Here is a 20,293-nt window from a genome sequence, read left to right on the forward strand (position 1 = left end):
GCCATGAGCATCAAAACCAGAAAGTACCTGACAATTTTCACCCTCTGCGCATTGGCGACAGCGCTGTATGGGACTGCCGCCTACCGCGTCGAGCAAACGCGCATGCAGCCAGCGGCGTTCGCTATCAGCTGCCATCAGGACCAATGCGTTCCCCGCACCGGCAGTTTCAGTGCGCTCAGGTAGGCTGCTCTGCCTTCAGTTGTTCACGAAACGCCTTGGGTGAAAACCCGACCCTGCGGCGAAACAGCCGTGAGAAGTTGGTCGGGTCGGAAAAGCCCAGCACTTCGGACATCTCGTTGATGGTCATGCTGGTGTAGGTCAGCAGGCGCTTGGCTTCCAGCAATTGGCGGTCATGCATGATCTGCAACGCCGGTTGCCCACCCAACTCCCGACACGTCCCGTTCAAATGTGAGACCGAGATGCCCAGCTTGTGGGCCAGGTCTTCAATCTTCGGGTGTTCGCGGTAATGCTGTTCGACCAGTTGCGTAAACCGCCGAAAGTACTCACGACCCCGCGGCGCGCGTGGATGGCGGCGCTCGATCGCCTGGCGGCTGACCCATACCAACAACACGCTGACCAGGGCGTGCAGCATCATGTCCCGTGCCGGTTGGTCATCGGCGTATTCGTCCTGCAAGCGTACGAACAGGCTGTTCAAGTAATCGCTGTCCTTGCCCGCCGGGTAGCTGCCGAGTGTGTGCAGGCCATCGACGGTAGAGCCCAGTTGCGCCTGCAAGTGGCTGACCAGCGGCGCCGAAAGCGTTACCACAAACCCTTCCACATCCTCGGAAAAACGAAAGCCATGCACGCACAGCGGTGGCAGCACTTGCAGGCTCGACTCGTTAAGCGTGGTGCGCTGGCCCTCGATTTCCAGTTGTGCCTGGCCTTTGTGCACATACAGCAACTGGCACAGGTCCGCGTGCCGGTGGGGCTGGATTTCCCACTGGTATTCCCGACTGCGCCGGGAAATGGTTTCGCAGTGCAACAAATCGGGAGTCGGCCACTGCTGGCTTTCCCCGTAAAGCTTGAAGACCGGAATCGCGGTTTTGGTCATGGTTTCAATCCGATACTCAGGATAATGGTTCGGTAATCGCCCCGATTGGCGAAAAGCACAGGTTTTGACGCAGTTTTCACCTTCTTATGAGCCTCACTCAAGTGAAAAATGTCAGCCACAAGAGCAATGACAACTCTTTCACTCCATACGTTCGCGTGAAGCTTGAAGGTCATAAAAATAATGAAAACCCTGAAAACCCAAGTCGCCATTATTGGTGCCGGTCCTTCCGGATTGCTGCTCGGCCAACTGCTGCACAACGCTGGCATCCAGACCCTCGTTCTAGAGCGTCAGAGCGCCGATTACGTACAAGGCCGTATCCGTGCCGGTGTGTTGGAACAGGGCATGGTCGACCTGCTGCGCGAAGCCGGCGTCAGCCAACGCATGGACGCCGAGGGTCTGGTGCACGACGGGTTTGATATTGCCCTCAATGGCCAACTCACCTCCATCGACCTCAAGGCCTTGACCGGCGGCCAGTCGGTGATGATCTACGGCCAGACCGAGGTCACCCGCGACCTGATGGCCGCCCGCGCAGCCGCGGGTGCCATCACTCTGTACGAAGCCTCCAATGTTCAACCCCATGACCTGAAAAGTGAACAGCCGTGGCTGACCTTTGAGCATGAAGGCCAAGCCTGTCGCCTGGAGTGCGACTACATTGCCGGCTGCGACGGTTTCCATGGCGTGGCCCGCCAGTCGATACCGGCGCAAGCGCTGAAGGTGTTCGAACGGGTCTATCCCTTCGGCTGGCTGGGCGTGCTGGCCGACACGCCGCCGGTACATGCCGAACTGGTGTACGCCAAACATGCGCGGGGTTTTGCGCTGTGCAGCATGCGGTCGCCGACCCGCAGCCGTTACTACCTGCAAGTGCCGGTCGAAGAGAAGCTGGAAGACTGGGCGGATGAACGTTTCTGGGATGAACTCAAAAGCCGCCTGCCCGGCTCATTGGCCGAACAATTGGTGACCGGCCAGTCTATCGAGAAAAGCATCGCGCCGCTGCGCAGCTTTGTGGTGGAACCCATGCAGTACGGGCGCCTGTTCCTGCTCGGCGATGCCGCGCACATTGTGCCGCCCACCGGTGCCAAGGGCTTGAACCTGGCAGCCAGTGATGTGAGCACCTTGTTCCGCATCTTGCTCAAGGTGTACCGCGAAGGGCGCCTGGACTTGCTGGAAAAATACTCGGCAATCTGCCTGCGCCGAGTGTGGAAAGCCGAGCGGTTTTCCTGGTGGATGACCTCGATGCTGCATCAGTTTCCCCAGGCGGATGACTTCAGCCAGCGTATTGCCGAAAGCGAACTGGACTATTTCATTCGCTCTGAGGCTGGGCGTAAAACCATCGCAGAAAATTACGTCGGCCTTCCTTACGAGCCTATCGAATAGCCTGCTATCGTATCGAGCATTCCCACCGGTGACCGTTGCCTGTGGGCCCTGCTCGAAGGTTCTGCCGTGACACACCTCTATCAGCCCGCTCCAACCGTTCCCGCCGTGCGCAGTATCCTGGTCGCGCTGATGATGGCGATCTTCCTGGGTGCCCTGGACCAGACCATTGTCGCCGTGTCCATGCCGGCCATTTCCGCACAGTTCCATGACGTCAACCTGCTCGCCTGGGTGATCTCCGGCTACATGGTAGCGATGACCGTGGCGGTGCCGATCTACGGCAAGCTCGGTGACCTGTATGGGCGCCGCCCCATGATGCTCATCGGCATGGGCGTGTTCACCCTCGCGTCGCTGTTCTGCGGCCTTGCGCAAAGCATGGAGCAACTGGTGCTGGCGCGGGTTCTGCAGGGTATCGGCGCTGGCGGGATGGTCTCGGTGAGCCAGGCGATCATTGGCGACATTATTCCTCCCCGCGAACGGGGACGTTATCAGGGGTATTTCAGCAGCATGTACGCGGTGGCCAGCGTGGCCGGGCCGGTACTGGGCGGTTATATGACCGAGTACCTGTCGTGGCGATGGGTGTTTTTGATCAACCTGCCACTGGGCGTCGGTGCCTGGTACGTGGCCCATCGCACTCTGGTGGGGCTGCCGGTGCCGCAGCGCAAGCCGATCATCGATTACCTCGGCACGGTGCTGATGATCGTCGGCCTCACCGCCTTGTTGCTGGGCATCACTGAAATCGGCCAGGGCCATTCGTGGCGTGACGATCAAGTGCTGGGGTTGCTGGCCTGTGCCCTGTTGGCCTTGAGCGTGTTTGTATGGCACGAACGCCGCGCACGGGAACCGCTGTTGCCGATGCACTTGTTTGCCAACCGCAGTGCGGTGTTGTGCTGGTGCACGATTTTCGTCACCAGCTTCCAGGCGATTTCCCTGACGGTGCTGATGCCCCTGCGCTACCAGACCGTGACCGGCGCTGGTGCCGACAGCGCAGCCCTGCACTTGCTGCCGTTGGCGATGGGCTTGCCGATGGGCGCGTATTTCGCCGGGCGCATGACCTCGGTGACCGGCCGCTATAAACCGATGATCCTCAGCGGCGCGGTGTTGAGCCCGCTGGCGATTCTCGGCATGGCCTACAGCGCCCCCCAGGCGGTGGCGCTTACCAGCGTCTTCATGTTGTTGTGCGGTATCGCCGCCGGCATGCAGTTCCCGACCTCGTTGGTGGGTACGCAGAACTCGGTAGAGCAACGGGATATCGGTGTGGCCACCAGCACCACCAACCTGTTTCGCTCCCTGGGCGGGGCAGTGGGGGTGGCCTGCATGTCGGCGTTGCTGCTGGCGCTGTTGCACGATTCCAGTTTCGCCCATTTGACGAGCGGCGCACTGGTGGCCGAAGGCAGTTCCGGCAACGTACTGCTCGACGGCCTCAACGCCGCACCCGGCCCGGCGCAGGATGCGTTGCGCGACGAGCTGGCGGTGACGTTCCGGCATTTGCTGATGGTGAGTGCGGCGGTGTCGCTGCTGGGGTTGGCCGCTGCGATAGCGATGCCGAATCGGGTACTGCGCGGCCGTGAAGACAAAGTTAGATAAGCGGACGCGGAGCGTCCCAGGCGGCGTTCCCACGCAGAGCGTGGGAACGATCAGGATCAGGGGCTGTAATACCCCACCGCAACCATGAAATGCCCGCTCTTGCGCACATAGGCATGCTTGTTCTCGACCTTGCCGGTCACCGGGTTTTTCCAGCGGTATTTGTATTCGCCCTGGTCCTGTTCGGCCATCATCTGGAGGATCGGCACACCCACCGGTTTGCCATCCGGGTCCTTGATCTTGGCAAAATCGGTGTTGATCAGGCGCAGGTTGGTGCCGTGGGCGACGTAGCGCCGGGTGTTCAGGTCCACCACAAACACGTACAGGTCATCTTGCAGGAAGCCACCCTGCAAAGAGTTGATCGCCTTGAGCGTGCCGGTTTCATCCTTGACTAACGCCTCCACCGCCTTGTTGCGCAGCGCCCGTGCCTGTTCCGGCGTGGCGCGCGGCAAGTAATAACCGACCGCCAGGATGCGTTCGCCCACCCGCTGATAAAACACATGCTTGTGTTCGACCTTGCCGTCATTCCAGTTCTGCCAGCGATAGTCAGCCTGCTGGATACCCTGGCCTTCGGGCACGCTAAGGGCTTGTTTGAACGAGGCTTGCAGGTCGGGCCCGAGCACCTCGGACACATCGCGACCGATCAGCGCGGAGGAGGGCCCGCCACTGGCCAACAGCACGCCTTTTGTATCGACCACAAACACATAGCGGTCCTGGTCGATGAACTCGCCCTGACGGCTGAAGGCGGCGAAGGCCTTGTCACCTTGCTTGTGGTAGTACGCCAAGGCTTTTTCCAGCAGGGCCTTGGCGGCTTGGGCATCCGCTTCCTGTGCCGTGGCGGCATGCACCTGGCTGCAACACAACAGCAGCAGCCAGGTGAATCGGAGCAGTCTCTTCATTTACCCGTCCCTCGTTCTTGTTGGTGTGCCAAGAGCGTAGACGGTTGGCGGCAAATCAGAAGGGTTTGGTCGGCAGGTATTTGCCGTCCAGGGTGATGACCGCACGGGAGCCGCCGTCCGGGTCTTCGACTTTCTTGATGTCCAGCTTGAAGTTGATGGCGCTGATGATGCCGTCGCCGAATTGCTCATGCACCAGGGCCTTCAAGGTAGAGCCGTAGACCTGCAGCATTTCGTAGAAACGGTACATGGTTGGGTCGGTCGGCACACCGCTCGGGAAGCTGCCGCGCAGTGGGACGCTTTGCAGCAGTCGGCTGGCGTCCTCGTCAAGGCCGAGTTTGCCGCACACGATGTCGGCCGCCTCCTTGGGCAGCGGGTGCTGGCCGAGCAGGGCTGCGGTGACGAATGCCAGGCTCAGCCCGGTGCCGTCGGTGAGGTCCTGCCACGCCAGGTTTTTGCGTGCCTTGAGGTCGATAACGGTGTCGGCCAGGGCCAGGCGTGGGGTTTGGGCGAATTGGGATTGCAACATGGTGACGTCCTCTTGGGTTGAATAAGGTTCAGGCGGCGTGGGCGCGGGTGCTGGGGTGGTCGAGCAGGGAGACGAAGCGCCCGGTGTGCCCGTCCAAAGCGTCGATGCCGCCGGTTTCGATGTCGTACACCCAGCCATGCAGGTTCATCCGGCCTTGTTCCAGCGCCAGGGCGACCGAAGGGTGGGTCTTGAGATTAGCCAGTTGGGCGACCACGTTTTCGCGCACCAAGGCATCCAGGCGGGCAGCGTCCGAGGCATGCGTACGGGCGGCATTGATCACCTTGGCCGACTCGGCATGGCGCAACCAGTTGGCCACGGCGGGCAGGTGGTCCAGGCATTTGCAGGTGGAAATTGCAGTCATTGCACCGCAGTCCGAGTGCCCGCAAATCACAATGTCGCTGACGCCCAGCACCGCTACGGCATATTCGACTGTGGCCGACACGCCTCCCGGTTCCGGGCCGTAGGACGGCACTATGTTGCCGGCGTTACGGATGACGAACAGGTCACCGGGTTCCTGCTGGGTCAACAGCTCGGGGACTACGCGGCTGTCAGAGCAGGACACGAACAAGGTGCCGGGGTTTTGCGTGGTCGCCAGGTGTTTGAACAAGTCACTGCGCGGGGTAAAGGCTTCACGTTGGAATTTGCGAAAGCCGTCGATGAGGTGCTGCATGGTGGTTCTCCTTGCGTCGCTGATGGGGCAAGGATGGAAGTTTTCGGCTATAGCGTCCAAGACCGGTTTATTATGCTTTCTATAAGTCATGCCTATAGTTGGAGCGCTGCCCATGCTGTTGCGTCATATCCGTTACTTGCTGGCCGTTGCCGAGCATCGCAATTTCACGCGTGCCGCCGAGGCGCTGCACGTGTCGCAGCCGACCTTGTCGCAACAGATCAAGCAACTGGAAGAAAGCCTGGGCGCGCCACTGCTGGACCGTTCCGGGCGCAGTGTCAGCCTGACCGACGCGGGGCAGGCCTATGTGCGTTATGCGCGGCTGGCCTTGCAGGATCTACAGGCCGGCACCCGCGCCATACATGACGTGCAGGACCTGCGCCGGGGGCATTTGCGCCTGGCCATGACGCCGACCTTCACCGCCTACCTGATCGGCCCGCTGCTGGCACGCTTCAATGCGTCGTATCCCGGCATCACCTTGAGCATTGAGGAACTGACCCAAGACCGCATCGAAGCCGCCCTGGGCGAGGACCTGCTGGATATCGGCATCGGCTTTACCGGCGAGCATGGGCTGGAGATCGACTGTGAGGCGCTGTTTGTCGAAGAGCTGAGCCTGGTCGTCAGTGCCAGCCATCCAGAACGCACACAACCAGCCTGGCTCGAACAGCCCCTGGTGCTATTGAACACAGGCTTCGCCACCCGCCGCTATATCGACGACTACTGCCACCAGCAAGGGGTTAAACCGCAGATTGCCATGGAAGCCAATTCCATCAGCGCGATCATCGAAATCGTGCGCAGCACGCCCCTGGCAACCATCCTGCCCCGCGCACTGGCCGAGGCTCAGGCGGGCCTGCATGCCGTGGTGATCAATCCACCGTTGCCGCAGCGCACCGCGGCACTCCTGAGCCGCAAGGGCGCGTATCGCAGCGCTGCGTGTGCGGCGTTTGTAGCGTTGATCAAGGCGTAGGACCGGGCTGACGCCCCAGGATCCCAATGTGGGAGCTGGCTTGCCTGCGATGACGGCCGGACAATCAAGACCGATCTACCTGACACCCCGCATTCAAGGCGCAGCCAACCACTGCCCCACAATCCCCGCATACGCCCCCGTCGCCACACTCAAATGCAACCACTGATCCACATAACTCTTCCAGGCCACATCATCGCGCGGCAGCAAAAAGGCTTTTTCACTGTACTGCATCGGTTGCTCCGGGTTGACCGCACACAACCCAGGCTTGAGCTTCTGCTGATAACGCGCCTCGCTGGCGTCGGTAATCATCACATCGGCTTTGCCCGCCAGCAATTCATCAAAAATCGTCACGTTGTCATGCAGGCGAATCTGCGTCTGGCCCAGGTGCGCACGGGCAAACACTTCATTGGTGCCACCGGCGGGTTCGATCACTCGCACCTGGGGCTGGTTGATCTGTTCCACCGTCTGGTAGCGCTGCACATCGGCGCAGCGCACCAGTGGGATCTTGCCATCGACCCCGAGAGACTGGCTGAAGAAGGCTTTTTTCTGACGTTCCAACGACACGGAAATTCCGCCCACCGCGATGTCGCAGCGTTGGGTCAGAAAGTCCGGCATCAGGGTTTTCCAGGTGGTGGGCACCCAGTTGATTTTGGCGTTGAGGCTCTTGGCCAGGGACTCGGCCATGGCAATGTCGATACCTTCATAGCCGCCGTCGCTGCGCAGCGAGGTGTAAGGCTTGTAGTCGCCGGTGGTACACACGGTGAGGGTGCCGCGCGCAATCACGTCGTCAAGGCGAGATGCAGCGGTGTCGGCCTGGGCGACATTGGCCAGGCTTGCCAGTACACAGAGGGCCAGAGGCGCTTTCATGGAGTCGAATCCTTAGGGCTCGGTTGAAGCAGCCATAATGCCCGTTTTTTGTAGGAACGAGCTTGCTCGCGAAAAAGCTGTGTGCGCCGCTGTGAACCAGGCACCCCGCGTTATCGTTAACGATCTTCGCGAGCAATCTCGCTCCTCCAGACAGAATGTTTAGCCAAACTGCAACCAAACTCCATCAAGCCTGAATTTACCCGTGTAACCTCGCGTGTGACGCTCCAGTCTCTCTATCACTGTGAACCGCGCATGCACGCTTGCCCCGACACTCACACCGCGACATTGCCGTCTGCGCTTGCGTTCTGGGCCTTGTTCCATTGCCGACACGCGCGCCCGCCAGATACCTCTCTCCTACGTTGATCTACCCCAAGGATGACGCGCACCTGTGCGCATCTGCCCGGCGGCGCCTGCGCGCTTGCCTGACGCAAACGTATGAGAATTCCCATGAGTGTTTTTGCCAGCCTGCATGAAGCCCAGACCTTCCTTGAACAGAACCCCGACATTGAAATGTTCGAGCTGTTTATCCTCGATAACAACGGCGTACCGCGCGGCAAGCTGCTGCACCGCGACGAACTGCTGGCGGTGTACGAAAGTGGCCGGCCTCTGCCCAGTACCATCCTCGGCCTGACCATCAATGGCGATGACGTAGAAAACTCCGGGCTGGTCTGGGAGGTGGGGGATATTGACTGCCGCGCCTACCCGATCAGCGGCAGCTTGCAGCGCATGCCATGGCGCTTGATCCCCACCGCAGCGGTGCAGGTCAGCATGCACCCCACCGAAGGCCTGCCCGCCACCGTGGCCGACCCCAGGCACCTGCTGGCCAATGTTATCGAGGCGCTCAAGGCCGACGGTTATTACCCGGTGATGGCGGCGGAGCTGGAGTTCTATCTGCTCGACCAGAAGCCCGACAGCAACGGCCGCCCGCAACCGGCGCGGGATGTGGATGGCAATCGCCCGCGTTCGACGCAAGTCTACGGCCTGCGCGAACTGGAGCAGATCGAGCCGTTTCTTGCCGACCTCTACAGCGCCTGCAAACTGCAAGGGATTCCGGCGCGCACAGCTATCTCCGAGTACGCGCCGGGGCAAGTGGAAATCACCCTCGAACACCGCACCGACGCGCTGCAGGCGATGGACGAAGCCGTGCGCTACAAACGCCTGGTCAAGGGCGTGGCGCACAAACATGGAATGACCGCCTGTTTCATGGCCAAGCCGTTCGACGACCTGGCCGGCACCGGCATGCACATGCACGTCAGCCTGGCCGATGCCCAGGGCAATAACCTGTTTGCCAGTGAAGCGACCGACGGCACGCCACTGCTGCGCCAAGCCGTGGGCGGCATGCTCAGTACCTTGCTCGATTCACTGTTGATGTTCTGCCCCAACGCCAACTCTTATCGACGCTTCCAAACCAACAGCTATGCGCCGCTCGCTGCCACCTGGGGCGTGGACAACCGCACCGTCAGCCTGCGCGTGCCCGGTGGCCCGGCTCTATCCCGGCATATCGAACACCGCATCTGCGGTGCCGACGCCAACCCCTACCTGGCGGCTGCTGCGATCCTGGCCGGGATTCATCGAGGCATCCGCGAACAGCTCGACCCTGGCGCCCCGGTGCAAGGCAACGGCTACGCCCAGGCCAAGGAACTGCTGCCCACCGACTGGCTGACCACCTTGCGCGCGCTGGAAACCTCCCGCTGGGCACCGGATGCGTTCGGGCGCGAATTCCTAAGCGTTTACCTGGCGGTCAAACGTGCCGAATACCGCCAGTTCATGGGCGAGGTGGGGGAGCAGGATTGGCGGTGGTACTTGCATCAAGCGTGACCGGTTTTAGCGGGGTGGGCTTTCGACCTTTTTTTCACGTTGCGAAGGTTAAGCTGCGGATCAAGGTCGTTCACTACCGTTTCATTCACATGAGCCCGCGATGTCGCCACAACCTCCATCCTCCATCGAGACCGAATTCACCGAGCGCTATGACCGTGAGCATGCCAGGGGCTGTGGCGACCCGCGTCCGCCCAGGCTGTTGCAGCGCCTGTCGGCGTGGCGCGATGCGCGGTTGGTACGCCAGGCCCTGAAAGTGGCGGGCGAGCCAGGGCTTATCCTCGACCTGGCGTGCGGTTCCGGGCGCTTCTGGCCGGTGCTGGCCGAACACGTCAACCGTGTGATCCTGGCCTCGGACAACTCCCAGGCGATGCTCGATCACGCGCGCACCCATCACCCGGGTACGTTGCTCAAACGTGTCAAAACATTCCAGGGCTCGGCGTTTTCCATTGGCCTTTCGGCGAATGCGGTGGACTGCATTTTCTGCCTGGATTTGTTTCGCCATGTGCCCGGCAGCGATGCACGGCTCATGTTATTGCATGAGTTTCACCGCGTCAGTCGCGACACGGTGATTGTTGCCGTGAACGTGGGCACGCCGGTAGAGAGCGAGTTTCGCCAAGCCGGCTTCAAAATCCTCAATTACCAAGAGTTCCTGCCGGGCTCGCGGCGATGGTGCGTCTACGTTTTGCGTAAGAGAGGATAACGCCCGTTTGTCGGACTATTCTTCATCTCCTGTCGGAGTTTTCATGATGGCGTGTGCACTGCGGATGCTCGCAAGCCCCTTTCGCGATATATACTGCGCGCCATTCTTCAAGGGAGAGCCGTGTGGCCATCGATATTCACTGGATCTGCGACAACGATAGCCTCGGCCAGCATTGCGCCGAATGGCAGCAGTTGCCATTCGTCGCCCTCGACACCGAATTCATGCGGGTCGACACCTTTTACCCTATTGCCGGGCTGATCCAGATCGGTGATGGCGTGCGCGCTTACCTGATCGACCCCCTGACTATCGACAATTGGCAACCCTTGGCCGCCTTGCTGGAGAACCCGGCGGTGATCAAGGTGGTGCACGCCTGCAGCGAAGACCTGGAAGTGCTGTTGCGCCTGACTGGCAGCTTGCCAGTGCCGTTGTTCGACACCCAATTGGCGGCGGCGTACCTCAACCTCGGTTTCTCCATGGGCTACTCGCGCCTGGTGCAGGCGGTGTTGGATATCGAGCTGCCCAAGGGCGAAACCCGCTCCGACTGGCTGCAGCGGCCATTGTCAGAGACGCAGGTCAGCTACGCCGCCGAAGACGCGGTGCACCTGGCCGAGGTTTACACCCGCCTGCGCCCGCAACTGTCGGACGACAAATACGCGTGGGTATTGGAAGACGGCGCCGAACTGGTGGCCAACCTGCGCCGTGAGATCGACCCCTACGAGCTGTACCGCGACGCCAAGCTGGCGTGGAAATTGTCCCGTGCCCAACTCGCGGTGCTGCGTGAACTCTGCGCCTGGCGCGAGCAGCAGGCTCGTGCCCGCGACTTGCCGCGCAACCGCATCGTTCGCGAGCACTCGTTATGGCCCCTGGCCAAATCCCAGCCGGATAACCTCGCCGCCCTGGGCAAGATCGAAGACATGCACCCGCGTACGGTGCGCCAGGACGGCCAGTTCCTGCTGGACCTGATCAAACGCACTGCCAGCCTGCCCATGGACCAATGGCCGCCTGCCGTGGCAGAGCCGTTACCGGTGGACGCTGCAGCGTTGATCAAGCAACTGCGGGCCCTGGGCCAAACCTTCGCCGAGCGCCTGGACATGGCGCCGGAACTGATGCTGCGCAAGAAAACCCTCGAAGCCCTGGTTAAAAGTGGCTACCCCGATGGGCCTTACCAATTGCCAGACTCGCTGCGTGGCTGGCGCCGCGAGTTGATGGGCCAGGCGTTGCTCGACAGCCTGGCCAATGCCGGAGAACAGCCTTGAAACGTATTTGCTCCATCTACCGCAGCAAGAAAAAAGACGGCATGTACCTCTATGTGCTCAAAAGCGATGCCCTGGAGCGCGTGCCCGAGCCGTTGATGGAAGCCTTTGGCAAGGCGCATCACGCCTTTGACATGGTGCTGACGCCGGAGCGCAAGCTGTCGCGCGAAGACATCGCCGTGGTGCTGGAAAACCTCGACAAGCAGGGCTACCACCTGCAAATGCCGCCGGCCGAGGACGAGTACATCGAGCACTTGCCCGAAGAGCTGCTGCGCCGCAACGACCCGATGTGATCGACCAGTGCCCGCTTCAGGGCACAGCTTCAATGGAATCGTATTAGAGGACGGTGGCCGTAAGGATGCGGGCGGCCGTCTGCACTGTTTTTTCAAAGGTTTGAACCATGCGTGTTCTGATTGCTGAACAGGATCATCCGCTCTACGCCCAATTGCTCAGGGACGCCGCCCCAGACCTCGAAGTGCTGACCAGCGGCGACTCGGCCGAACTCTCGCGCCTGGCCGCCGACTGTCCGGTGTGGCTGGGCCAGCCCGATCTGTTGGCTAACCTGCTGCGCCAGGGCCATCATCCGCAATGGCTGCAATCGACCTGGGCGGGCATCACGCCACTGCTGGCCGATGGCTTGCCACGCGACTACCGGCTGACCCGCGCGGTAGGCATTTTTGGCCAGGTCATGGCCGAGTTTGTCCTCACCTACATGCTGGGCCACGAGCGTGAAGTGCTGGCGCGGTTGGTCAGCCAGGTGGAGCGCAAATGGGATAACCGCATGGGCCAGAGCCTGGCGGGGCGTAAGGCGCTGATCGTCGGCACCGGTGACATCGGCCAGCGCGTGGCTGAGTTTCTGCTGCCGTTCGGCGTGCAGTTGTATGGCATCGCCAGCCAGGCCCGCGAGCAGGCACCGTTTATCGAAGTGGCGGGGCTCGACCAGTTGGGCCGGCTGGTGGGGGAGGTGGATTACGTGATCAACCTGCTGCCCAACACGCCTGATACCCATGACCTGTACGACGCGGCGCTGTTCAAGCAATTCCAGCCCACCGGGTTGTTTATCAACGTCGGACGCGGCGTGGCGGTGGTGGACGCCGATCTGGTCGAGGCGCTCAAAGAAGGGCACCTGGCCGGCGCGGTGATCGACGTGTGCCGCCAGGAGCCCTTGCCGCAACGCCACCCGTTCTGGACGGCGTGGGGTTTGCTGTTGACCGGGCACAGCTCGGCCCCGACCTCGCCGCCAATGATGGTGGAGTTGTTTGTGCAGAACCTGCGGGCGTATCAGGCCAAGCAAGCGCTACGCGGGGAAGTGGATTTCGAGCGCGGGTACTGAAGAGCTTGCCCGATGGCCTCATGTAGGAGCGAGCTTGCTCGCGAAAAACTCACAGGCGCCGCGCTTATTCAGAAAGTGCGCGTCATCGTTGACGTTCTTCGCGAGCAAGCTCGCTCCTACAGAGGATGAGAGGGCGATGCTTAGAGACTGAAGTTCCCCTCGGACACCAGCTCGCTCAACGGCTTGCGCGGGCTCGGCATTTCGCGCCCTTGCAGGTACTCCGGCAAACTCGACTTGTCACCCAGCTTGCCCACCGCCACGGCCGCATGCAGCGCATAACCCTGGGGAATCTTCAGCTCCTTGCGGGTCAGTTCCTGGTCGAAACCGGCCATGCCGTGGGTGTGCCAGCCACTGAGGCTGGCTTGCAGCGCCAGGTGGCCCCAGGCCGAGCCGGTGTCGAAGGTGTGCCACAGCGCCGGGGTTTCTTCGGTAGCACCCGGGGCGATGAAGTCGGTTTTCGACGCGATGATGATCAGGGCCGACGCATGCTGCGCCCAATTGCGGTTGAATTCATTCAGCAGGCCCAGGAAGCGCTCCCAGTCCGGCGTGTCACGGCGCGCATACAGAAACCGCCACGGCTGCGAGTTGTAGGCCGAAGGCGCCCAGCGTGCTGCTTCGAAGAAACTCAGCAGCGTCTCCTGCGGGATGCTCTCGCCGGTAAAGGCGCGGGGCGACCAGCGCTCGGTGAATTGGGTGTGGATCGGATAATCGGCAACACGGGGGTTATTGCTCATGGACAGACCCTGATGAAAAAAACGGGATTCAAAACTACTGCGCCCACCCAGGCCTGACAAGTCTTGCAACACCGTCAGTCGTAAGCGCTTGGCCCCAACGGGCTTGGGCACTAGACTGGCGGCCTTTTCACCTTCCGATACTGATGCAGAGCCATGGCCGCCAAAGTCGAACCTTTCTGGATACGCAAAACCCTTGAGCACCTCGACCAAGAGGAGTGGGAGTCATTGTGCGACGGCTGTGGCCTGTGCTGCCTGCAAAAGCTTGAGGATGAGGACGACAACAGCGTCTATTACACGCGTATCGCCTGCAAACTGCTCGACCTGAAAACCTGCCAGTGCACTGATTACCCCAACCGCCGCGCCTCGGTGCCTGATTGCATTCAGCTCACACCGGGCCAGGCCGATCAGTTCAAATGGTTGCCGCCGACCTGCGGTTATCGCCTGGTCAGCGAGCGCAAGGACTTGCCGCTGTGGCATCACCTGGTCTGCGGCGACCGTGACGCGGTGCACCATGAACGCATTTCCCAGTCCGGGCGCATGCTCAGCGAAGGCAGCGTGCCCGAGGACGACTGGGAGGATTACCTGATTTTCCGCGCAGGCTGAATGAGGAGTGTGTATGAAGGTGGCCGCCAAGTGGGCAGCGGGCCTGGTCGTGCTGGCGCTGAGCGGGCCGGGCTGGTGCGCGAAGAAAGTCGACCTGGATTACCACATCAAGCTGTTGCCCCAAAGCCAGCAGGCGGAGGTGCGCGTCAGCCTGTCCCAGGGCGCGGCGGTGCGCAGCCTGAACTTCGACCTGGGCCGCGACGGTGACTACAGCGACTTCAAGGCCGATGGCCAGTGGCAAGTCACGGGCAACCGTGGCCTGTGGCAACCCAGCCCTGACAAGGCCAGCCTGACCTACCGGGTGCGCCTGGCCCATGCGCGCAAGCCCGGCGTGTATGACACACGCATCACGCCCGGCTGGGCGTTGCTGCGCGGCGAAGACCTGGTGCCGGCCGCACGTCTCGACCAGCAAGACGGCGTCGAGCTGGTCTCACGTCTGATGTTCGAACTGCCGACGGGTTGGAAGAGCGTCGAAACGGCCTGGCCGCGCATCGGCCAGAACAAATTCCGCATCGACAACGTGTCCCGCCTGTTCGACCGTCCCACCGGCTGGATGCTGGCGGGCAACCTCGGCAGCCGCCGCCTGCGCCTGGGTGAAACCGACGTCACCGTGGCCTCGCCCAAGGGCCAGGGCATGCGCCGCATGGACGTGCTGACGTTGCTGACGTTTGTCTGGCCCCAGGTGGAAGCCGCGTTCCCGCGCCATCCCGGCAAACTGTTGATTGTCGGTGCCAGTGACCCGATGCGGCGGGGCGCTTATTCGTTACGCGATTCGATCTACCTCAACAGCCGCACGCCGCTGGTGGGCGAAAATGGCAGCAGCCCGTTGCTGCGCGAAGTGGTGCAGGCCATCGGACGCTTCAATGACCACGACAGCAGCGACTGGATCAGCGAGGGCTTGGGCGAGTACTACGCGATTGAGCTGATGCGACGTGCCGGTGGCATCACCGATGAACGCTATGCGGCGATCCAGGCGCGGCTGACCAAAGAAGGCAAAGACGTCACCACTCTCAAAGGCGAGCACGTCAACGGCGCGAGGCTGTCGCGTTCGGTGGTGGTATTGCAGGAGCTGGACCGTGAGATCCGCGTGAAGACCCACAACAAACGCTCCCTGGACGATCTGGCGCAGGCGTTGATGCGGGTGAACAGCGTCAACACCAAAGAATTCGTGCAGTTGGCCGAGAGTGTGATCGGTGAGTCGTCGGTGGTACTGGACAGCAAACTGCTGCGCTGATCCAAACCCCTGTGCAATTCAAAATGTGGGAGGGGGCAAGCCCCCTCCCACATTTGAATCTCCAGCATGTCCAAGTCTCAGGTCAGGCTTTAGGTTTCACCGCCTTTTCAGCCGCCACTTCGGCCTTGGTCTTCAGGTTCTTCAACTCTTCACCGGCCCGTTCGATCTTGGTGCGCACGCTGTTCATTTCCTGGCGGCCCTGTTCCAGTTTGTCCTTGAGCGAACTGTGCCCGGTAAAGCCACGGGCCAGTGCCACGCCACCAATCGCCACCTGGATCAAGCCGAAAATCCCGCCGCGGCGCAAGCCTTTACCCACCATCATTACCCCGCCGGCCACCGAGCCGATGCGCTCCCAGCCATGCACGTTCTGGGTGGGTTGAGGCTTCAAGGGGGCGGCTTCGATGATAGGTCGCAAGGTTTTGCTGTCGCTCATGATCAGTCTCCAACAAGGGCAAGTGTTATTAGCTGACTGCGCGCATGTGCCGGATGTTCCCGCAATGTCAGTACTTGGGGCCCGAACGGGTGTTATTGCCCTTGGCCAGGCGGTCATAGAGCACCACGTTGACCGTGGCCGCCAGGTTCATGCAGCCGGTGGTGGGGATGTACACCACGTCCTCGCACCAGTCGCGGATCTCTTTGTCCAGGGAGCCGTCTTCGGGGCCGAAGATATACAGGGCCCGGTCGGGGTGGGTGTATTCAGGCAGCGGACGGGCGCCTTCGACCAGTTCCACGGCCACCGGAATGCAGCCCAGGGGCAGGATCTTTTTCAGGTCGTCGATGCCGATCAGCGGGATATCGTGGTGCACCTTCTTGGTGTCGGTGATGAAATCCCGGGCGCGCTCGTAACGCACGCCGGTGTAGAACACCGAGGCCACGCCGTAGCAGCCGGCGGCACGCATCACCGAGCCGACGTTTTCGGGGGATTTGGGGTTATACAGACCGATGCAGCTGTAGCGTTTATTGCCCACGGGGAAGGGTGCCTTGAGAAAAACGGCGATTATACGGCCTGGGGGGATGCAGTGCTTGGGCGATCGCATCGCGGGCAAGCCCGGCTCCCACGGGGAAATGCATTCCTACTGTGGAAGCTGGCTTGCCTGCGATGAGGCCGGAACAGGCAAAGAAGAACGTTAGTCTTCCTTCTTCATCAACCCCGCCAACGCCGCAAACGGGTTGTGCGTTGCCTTGGCAATGCTCGGGCTGCTGGTGGAGCCTTCGCCGAAGTATTGCTGGTCGGTGTAGCGCGAGTGTTCGTTGTCGTGGCAGTACAGGCACAGCAACTCCCAGTTGGAGCCGTCCTGGGGGTTGTCATCATGGTTGTGGTTGCGGTGGTGGACGGTCAGTTCACTCAAGCGCTTGCCGGAAAACTCACGGGCGCAGCGGCCACACACGTGGGGGTACATCTTCAAGGCTTTATCGCGGTAGCCCATTTCGCGGTCGCGCTGGGCATCGGCGAGGATGCGGTCCAGCTTGGCGGTGTGGGAGGGTGGGTTATTCGAGCTCATCATGGCTCCTGGCTATTATTGGGTGGTTCACGGACAAGGTTGATTCTAGCCGCTCCCACAGGGGATTGGCGCTATTGAATCAACCGTGATCAGCCCTTGAGCTTCTCTGCAATCCAGATGGTATGCCGCGTGCCCTTGTTGCCATGGGCAAACACTTGCACTTCCTCGGCCTTGAAACCGGCCTTGCGCAGTTTGTCACTGAACAGCTTGTCGGCGCTGGCCGACCACACCGCCAGCACACCCTTGGGCCGCAGGGCCTTGGCGCACGCGGCCAGGCCACTGGCCGAGTACAGCCAACTGTTAGCTTTTTGCGTGAGCCCCTCGGGGCCGTTGTCGACGTCGAGCATGATCGCATCAAAGCCTTGGGGCTCGGCCTGCAGTACCTTGGCCACGTCTTCCAGGCGGACCACGGTGCGCGGGTCCAGCAGCGGGCGTCCGGATTTCTCCCCCAGTGGCCCACGGTTCCATTCCACGACGCCGGGCACCAGTTCGGCCACCACCACTTCGGCGCTCTTGCCCAAATGCTTGAGCGCCGCGGCCAAGGTAAAGCCCATGCCCAGGCCGCCGATCAGCACCCGTGATCCTGGGCGTCCGGCCACTTTGCGGCAGGGAATCTCCGCCAAGGCATCTTCGGAGCCGTGCATGCGCGTGTTCATCAACTGGCCACCGTCACCGCCCTGGATCTTGATGACGAAGTCCTCGCCGTATTCGAACAGGCACAAGGCACCGCCGTTGTCGGGGATTGGGGTGGTGTCCAGCAGAACAAAACGTTTCATGGAAATCTCATTGGGAAGGGCATTCTTGCGCGGTTGGGAGTAGCCTTAGGGCATTCCGGTCAGGCCATGGAGCCATCGATGAAGTGCAGCATTCTAACGGTCATTGTGTTGAGCGCGCTCGCATTGGGTACCGCGCAGGCTCAGGAGTTACAAACCGTACCGGTCGCGCCCACGCCAACCCCAGGCGCGCCGGGCACGCCAACACCCACGTTGTACCCGCAAGTCACTCCGCCCGTTGCGCCCAAGACCCAGAATGGCTCGCCGCCGCTGGCGCCCATCGTGTTGCCGGCGCCGCCCAAGGACCAGACGGTCCCTGGCCTGCAGCAGAACGACAGCAAGCCGAAAACGCCGGGCGGTTAGACCAGACCGAGGGCCTTGAACACAAAGGCATATTCGAGGGCGACGTCACGTAAGCCCTGATAGCGCCCGCTCATGCCGCCATGGCCGGCACCCAGCTCGGTCTTGAGCAGCAGCAGGTTGTCGTCCGTCTTGATATCCCGCAGCTTGGCCACCCACTTGGCGGCTTCCCAGTACTGCACGCGGCTGTCGTTATAGCCGGCGATCACCAGCGTGGCCGGGTAAGCCTGGGCGCTGACGTTCTCGTACGGCGCGTAAGCCTTGATGCGCGCGTACACCTCGGGGTCCTCGGGGTTGCCCCACTCGTCGTACTCGGTGATGGTCAGCGGCAGTTCCGGGTCGAGCATGGTATTGAGCACATCGACGAACGGCACTTCGGCAATTGCCGCCTGGAACAATTCCGGACGCTGGTTGAGCACCGCGCCGATCAACAGGCCGCCGGCACTGCCGCCACTGATCGCCAGTTGCGGGGAGGTGGTCAGGCGCTCGGCAATCAAATGTTCGGCGCAGGCGATAAAGTCGCTGAAGGTGTTCTGCTTGTGTTCCTGCTTGCCGTTGCGATACCAGGCTTCCCCCAGCTCACCGCCGCCGCGCACATGGGCGATGGCAAACGCCACGCCACGGTCGAGCAAGCTCAGGCGCGCATGGGAGAACCACGGGTCCAGGCTTGAGCCGTAGGCACCGTAGCCATACAGGTACAGCGGCGTCGGCTTGCCGAGCTGGTCACGCTTGACCACCAGGCTGATGGGTACCTGAGTGCCGTCGGCGGAAGTGGCCCACAGGCGTTGGCTGACGTAATCGTCGGCGTTGAAGACGCCCAGTACCGGGGTTTCCTTGAGCACGACCTGTGCGCCTGTCGCCAGCTCAAGCTGGCGCACTTGGGCCGGGCGGTTCAAGGCCTCATAGCGCAGGCGGATCTTGTCGCTGGGGAACTCCAGGCTGTTCTGCACGTAGAGGCTGTAGGCGGCGTCAGGCAATTGCACCCGATAGGCCGGCACATCCTCAGGGTGCACTTCGATGACTGGCAGGCCACCGATGCGCAGGCTCAAGGTCATGGCGCTGGCGTTCAGGCTCACGCCGTCAAGCATGACCTCGTCGCTGTGGGGGATCAGGTTCTGCCAGTCGGCTTCGGTGGGCGGCGTGCCGGTGTCGGCGGCCACGTACAGCGCATGGTTGATGCCGTCGCGGTTGCTGCGGATAAACCAGGTCCACTGGCCATTGCGCTTGCCGTGGTCGACGTCGTATTCGTGGTCTTCGACCCGTGACGCCAGGCAGGTGAAGGCCAGGTGCGGTTGATCGGCGTCCAGCGCCCAGACTTCGCTGGTGGTCTTGCTGCCCAGGGCCAGCAACAGTTGGCGTTCGGAGCTTGAGCGGTAGCAATGCAGGAAGAAACGACCGTCGGGCTCGTGGAAGACTTCCTGCGCTGCGGTGCCGTCCAGGCGATAGCGATACAGCTTGTGCGGGCGATGGGTGTCGTCCAGTTCGCCGAAAAACAGCGTCAGGCTGTCATTGGCCCAGGTCATGCTGCCATCGCAGTTGTCGAACGCCAGTTCGCTGACCTTGTCGGTCGCCAATTCCTTCACGAACAGGGTGTAAATCTCTTCGCCGCTGGTATCGAGGCTGTAGGCCAGGCGTTGGTGATCGGGGCTGATGCTGAACGCGCCCAGGGAGAAAAAGCCGCCATTGGCCAACACGTTCGGGTCCAGCAACAGCTCTTCGCTGCTGGTGTCCACCTGGTTGCTGTCATCGGCCGGGCGGCGGCAGCGGTAGTGGCGGGCGTATTCGTCGCCGGCGGTGGTGCGGGTGTAATACAGATACGGGCCCCAAGGGGAGGGCAGGGACAGGTCGGTTTCCAGAATGCGGCCCTTGATCTCTTCGAACAGGGTCTCGCGCAACGCTTGCTGATCGGCCAGTTGGGCTTCCTGCCAGGCGTTTTCGGCCTTGAGGTAGTCGAGCACCTCAGGGTTGTCGCGTTCTTGCAGCCAAGCGTACGGGTCTGGGCCTGGGGCCTTGCGGGCAATCGGTGCGGTGGAAATAGGCATGGATAATTC

23 protein-coding genes are annotated in these 20,293 nt (G+C 61.7%); 12 read left to right on the plus strand and 11 right to left on the minus strand.

All coding sequences use genetic code 11. From position 1 onward, the window contains the following. The first annotated feature begins 3 nt into the window (after positions 1-3). Entirely contained in the window at positions 4-183 is a 180-nt protein-coding gene (locus OC445_RS04640; RefSeq protein WP_003189580.1) for a hypothetical protein, read from the plus strand. On the opposite strand, the gene OC445_RS04645 is transcribed toward OC445_RS04640, so the two are convergent. After that, on the minus strand, positions 176-1,051 hold the full coding sequence (locus OC445_RS04645) for a helix-turn-helix domain-containing protein (RefSeq protein ID WP_054898838.1): 876 nt from the start codon (positions 1,049-1,051) through the stop codon (positions 176-178). The genes OC445_RS04640 and OC445_RS04645 overlap by 8 nt on opposite strands. Before the next feature lie 189 nt (positions 1,052-1,240). On the opposite strand from OC445_RS04645, the gene pobA reads away from it, so the two are divergent. After that, positions 1,241-2,425, plus strand: a complete 1,185-nt coding sequence (gene pobA, locus OC445_RS04650) for a 4-hydroxybenzoate 3-monooxygenase (RefSeq protein WP_262020013.1) — start codon at positions 1,241-1,243, stop codon at positions 2,423-2,425. A gap of 66 nt (positions 2,426-2,491) precedes the next feature. Then, a complete protein-coding gene (locus OC445_RS04655; RefSeq protein WP_054898836.1) occupies positions 2,492-4,009 on the plus strand; it encodes an MDR family MFS transporter in 1,518 nt (505 codons plus the stop codon). 56 nt (positions 4,010-4,065) lie between these two features. Here OC445_RS04655 and OC445_RS04660 read toward each other — a convergent pair whose 3' ends face one another. The 3 genes from OC445_RS04660 to OC445_RS04670 are packed head-to-tail and all read right to left on the minus strand — an operon-like array spanning position 4,066 to position 6,101. Then, positions 4,066-4,905, minus strand: coding sequence for a cache domain-containing protein (locus tag OC445_RS04660; protein ID WP_034126612.1), 840 nt, complete (start codon positions 4,903-4,905; stop codon positions 4,066-4,068). A 55-nt stretch (positions 4,906-4,960) separates the two neighbouring features. Beyond that, entirely contained in the window at positions 4,961-5,431 is a 471-nt protein-coding gene (gene cynS, locus OC445_RS04665; RefSeq protein ID WP_262019977.1) for a cyanase, read from the minus strand. Positions 5,432-5,459: 28 nt separating this feature from the next. Further along, a complete protein-coding gene (locus tag OC445_RS04670) occupies positions 5,460-6,101 on the minus strand; it encodes a carbonic anhydrase (protein WP_003189587.1) in 642 nt (213 codons plus the stop codon). A 112-nt stretch (positions 6,102-6,213) separates the two neighbouring features. On the opposite strand from OC445_RS04670, the gene cynR reads away from it, so the two are divergent. Further along, positions 6,214-7,065 carry a transcriptional regulator CynR gene (gene cynR / locus OC445_RS04675; RefSeq protein ID WP_034126614.1) on the plus strand — a complete coding sequence of 284 codons (852 nt, stop codon included), beginning with the start codon at positions 6,214-6,216 and terminating at the stop codon, positions 7,063-7,065. Positions 7,066-7,158: 93 nt separating this feature from the next. Here the strand turns inward: cynR and OC445_RS04680 are convergent, their stop codons facing one another. Continuing rightward, positions 7,159-7,932 (minus strand): transporter substrate-binding domain-containing protein, encoded by a 774-nt coding sequence (locus OC445_RS04680; protein WP_034126615.1) that lies wholly within the window; start codon positions 7,930-7,932, stop codon positions 7,159-7,161. 447 nt (positions 7,933-8,379) lie between these two features. Here OC445_RS04680 and OC445_RS04685 point away from each other — a divergent pair, with 447 nt between their 5' ends. From OC445_RS04685 to OC445_RS04705, 5 genes are all read left to right on the plus strand, one after another. After that, entirely contained in the window at positions 8,380-9,750 is a 1,371-nt protein-coding gene (locus tag OC445_RS04685; protein ID WP_034126616.1) for a glutamine synthetase family protein, read from the plus strand. 100 nt (positions 9,751-9,850) lie between these two features. Beyond that, positions 9,851-10,450 carry a class I SAM-dependent methyltransferase gene (locus tag OC445_RS04690; RefSeq protein WP_054919994.1) on the plus strand — a complete coding sequence of 200 codons (600 nt, stop codon included), beginning with the start codon at positions 9,851-9,853 and terminating at the stop codon, positions 10,448-10,450. Positions 10,451-10,572: 122 nt separating this feature from the next. Continuing rightward, positions 10,573-11,706: a ribonuclease D gene (gene rnd, locus OC445_RS04695; RefSeq protein WP_034126618.1), complete on the plus strand. Its 1,134-nt coding sequence runs from the start codon at positions 10,573-10,575 to the stop codon at positions 11,704-11,706. Next, positions 11,703-11,996 (plus strand): YcgL domain-containing protein, encoded by a 294-nt coding sequence (locus OC445_RS04700; protein WP_003189597.1) that lies wholly within the window; start codon positions 11,703-11,705, stop codon positions 11,994-11,996. The genes rnd and OC445_RS04700 overlap by 4 nt, the downstream gene beginning before the upstream one ends. A gap of 107 nt (positions 11,997-12,103) precedes the next feature. Beyond that, positions 12,104-13,036 (plus strand): D-2-hydroxyacid dehydrogenase, encoded by a 933-nt coding sequence (locus OC445_RS04705; RefSeq protein ID WP_262019978.1) that lies wholly within the window; start codon positions 12,104-12,106, stop codon positions 13,034-13,036. A gap of 140 nt (positions 13,037-13,176) precedes the next feature. Here OC445_RS04705 and OC445_RS04710 read toward each other — a convergent pair whose 3' ends face one another. After that, positions 13,177-13,770, minus strand: a complete 594-nt coding sequence (locus OC445_RS04710; RefSeq protein WP_034126620.1) for a nitroreductase family protein — start codon at positions 13,768-13,770, stop codon at positions 13,177-13,179. A 153-nt stretch (positions 13,771-13,923) separates the two neighbouring features. On the opposite strand from OC445_RS04710, the gene OC445_RS04715 reads away from it, so the two are divergent. Beyond that, positions 13,924-14,373: a YcgN family cysteine cluster protein gene (locus OC445_RS04715; protein ID WP_003172524.1), complete on the plus strand. Its 450-nt coding sequence runs from the start codon at positions 13,924-13,926 to the stop codon at positions 14,371-14,373. A gap of 13 nt (positions 14,374-14,386) precedes the next feature. Further along, positions 14,387-15,607, plus strand: coding sequence for a hypothetical protein (locus OC445_RS04720; protein ID WP_200582813.1), 1,221 nt, complete (start codon positions 14,387-14,389; stop codon positions 15,605-15,607). Positions 15,608-15,689: 82 nt separating this feature from the next. Here OC445_RS04720 and OC445_RS04725 read toward each other — a convergent pair whose 3' ends face one another. The 4 genes from OC445_RS04725 to OC445_RS04740 all read right to left on the minus strand — a co-directional run bounded on the left by OC445_RS04725 (position 15,690) and on the right by OC445_RS04740 (position 17,885). Beyond that, complete coding sequence (locus tag OC445_RS04725) at positions 15,690-16,040, minus strand: DUF2892 domain-containing protein (RefSeq protein WP_014717485.1); 351 nt, start codon at positions 16,038-16,040, stop codon at positions 15,690-15,692. A gap of 67 nt (positions 16,041-16,107) precedes the next feature. Next, positions 16,108-16,575, minus strand: a complete 468-nt coding sequence (locus tag OC445_RS04730) for an RNA methyltransferase (protein ID WP_003189607.1) — start codon at positions 16,573-16,575, stop codon at positions 16,108-16,110. A gap of 159 nt (positions 16,576-16,734) precedes the next feature. Next, complete coding sequence (locus OC445_RS04735; RefSeq protein WP_054898999.1) at positions 16,735-17,109, minus strand: YajD family HNH nuclease; 375 nt, start codon at positions 17,107-17,109, stop codon at positions 16,735-16,737. Between the two features lie 89 nt (positions 17,110-17,198). Next, positions 17,199-17,885 (minus strand): spermidine synthase, encoded by a 687-nt coding sequence (locus OC445_RS04740; RefSeq protein WP_034126624.1) that lies wholly within the window; start codon positions 17,883-17,885, stop codon positions 17,199-17,201. A gap of 78 nt (positions 17,886-17,963) precedes the next feature. On the opposite strand from OC445_RS04740, the gene OC445_RS04745 reads away from it, so the two are divergent. Then, positions 17,964-18,245: a hypothetical protein gene (locus tag OC445_RS04745; RefSeq protein ID WP_034126625.1), complete on the plus strand. Its 282-nt coding sequence runs from the start codon at positions 17,964-17,966 to the stop codon at positions 18,243-18,245. Here OC445_RS04745 and OC445_RS04750 read toward each other — a convergent pair. After that, positions 18,242-20,284 (minus strand): S9 family peptidase, encoded by a 2,043-nt coding sequence (locus OC445_RS04750; protein ID WP_198791488.1) that lies wholly within the window; start codon positions 20,282-20,284, stop codon positions 18,242-18,244. The genes OC445_RS04745 and OC445_RS04750 overlap by 4 nt on opposite strands. Between the last annotated feature and the right edge of the window lie 9 nt (positions 20,285-20,293).

Source organism: Pseudomonas sp. Pse35 (assembly GCF_024519715.1).
Lineage (GTDB): Bacteria > Pseudomonadota > Gammaproteobacteria > Pseudomonadales > Pseudomonadaceae > Aquipseudomonas > Aquipseudomonas paracarnis.

Coding starts and splice junctions, on each gene's coding strand:
- OC445_RS04640 (WP_003189580.1), top strand. CDS start 4: ATGAGCATCAAAACCAGAAAGTACCTGACAATTTTCACCCTCTGCGCA.
- OC445_RS04645 (WP_054898838.1), bottom strand. CDS start 1,051: ATGACCAAAACCGCGATTCCGGTCTTCAAGCTTTACGGGGAAAGCCAG.
- OC445_RS04660 (WP_034126612.1), bottom strand. CDS start 4,905: ATGAAGAGACTGCTCCGATTCACCTGGCTGCTGCTGTTGTGTTGCAGC.
- cynS (WP_262019977.1), bottom strand. CDS start 5,431: ATGTTGCAATCCCAATTCGCCCAAACCCCACGCCTGGCCCTGGCCGAC.
- OC445_RS04670 (WP_003189587.1), bottom strand. CDS start 6,101: ATGCAGCACCTCATCGACGGCTTTCGCAAATTCCAACGTGAAGCCTTT.
- cynR (WP_034126614.1), top strand. CDS start 6,214: ATGCTGTTGCGTCATATCCGTTACTTGCTGGCCGTTGCCGAGCATCGC.
- OC445_RS04680 (WP_034126615.1), bottom strand. CDS start 7,932: ATGAAAGCGCCTCTGGCCCTCTGTGTACTGGCAAGCCTGGCCAATGTC.
- OC445_RS04685 (WP_034126616.1), top strand. CDS start 8,380: ATGAGTGTTTTTGCCAGCCTGCATGAAGCCCAGACCTTCCTTGAACAG.
- OC445_RS04690 (WP_054919994.1), top strand. CDS start 9,851: ATGTCGCCACAACCTCCATCCTCCATCGAGACCGAATTCACCGAGCGC.
- OC445_RS04705 (WP_262019978.1), top strand. CDS start 12,104: ATGCGTGTTCTGATTGCTGAACAGGATCATCCGCTCTACGCCCAATTG.
- OC445_RS04710 (WP_034126620.1), bottom strand. CDS start 13,770: ATGAGCAATAACCCCCGTGTTGCCGATTATCCGATCCACACCCAATTC.
- OC445_RS04715 (WP_003172524.1), top strand. CDS start 13,924: ATGGCCGCCAAAGTCGAACCTTTCTGGATACGCAAAACCCTTGAGCAC.
- OC445_RS04720 (WP_200582813.1), top strand. CDS start 14,387: ATGAAGGTGGCCGCCAAGTGGGCAGCGGGCCTGGTCGTGCTGGCGCTG.
- OC445_RS04725 (WP_014717485.1), bottom strand. CDS start 16,040: ATGAGCGACAGCAAAACCTTGCGACCTATCATCGAAGCCGCCCCCTTG.
- OC445_RS04735 (WP_054898999.1), bottom strand. CDS start 17,109: ATGAGCTCGAATAACCCACCCTCCCACACCGCCAAGCTGGACCGCATC.
- OC445_RS04740 (WP_034126624.1), bottom strand. CDS start 17,885: ATGAAACGTTTTGTTCTGCTGGACACCACCCCAATCCCCGACAACGGC.
- OC445_RS04745 (WP_034126625.1), top strand. CDS start 17,964: ATGAAGTGCAGCATTCTAACGGTCATTGTGTTGAGCGCGCTCGCATTG.
- OC445_RS04750 (WP_198791488.1), bottom strand. CDS start 20,284: ATGCCTATTTCCACCGCACCGATTGCCCGCAAGGCCCCAGGCCCAGAC.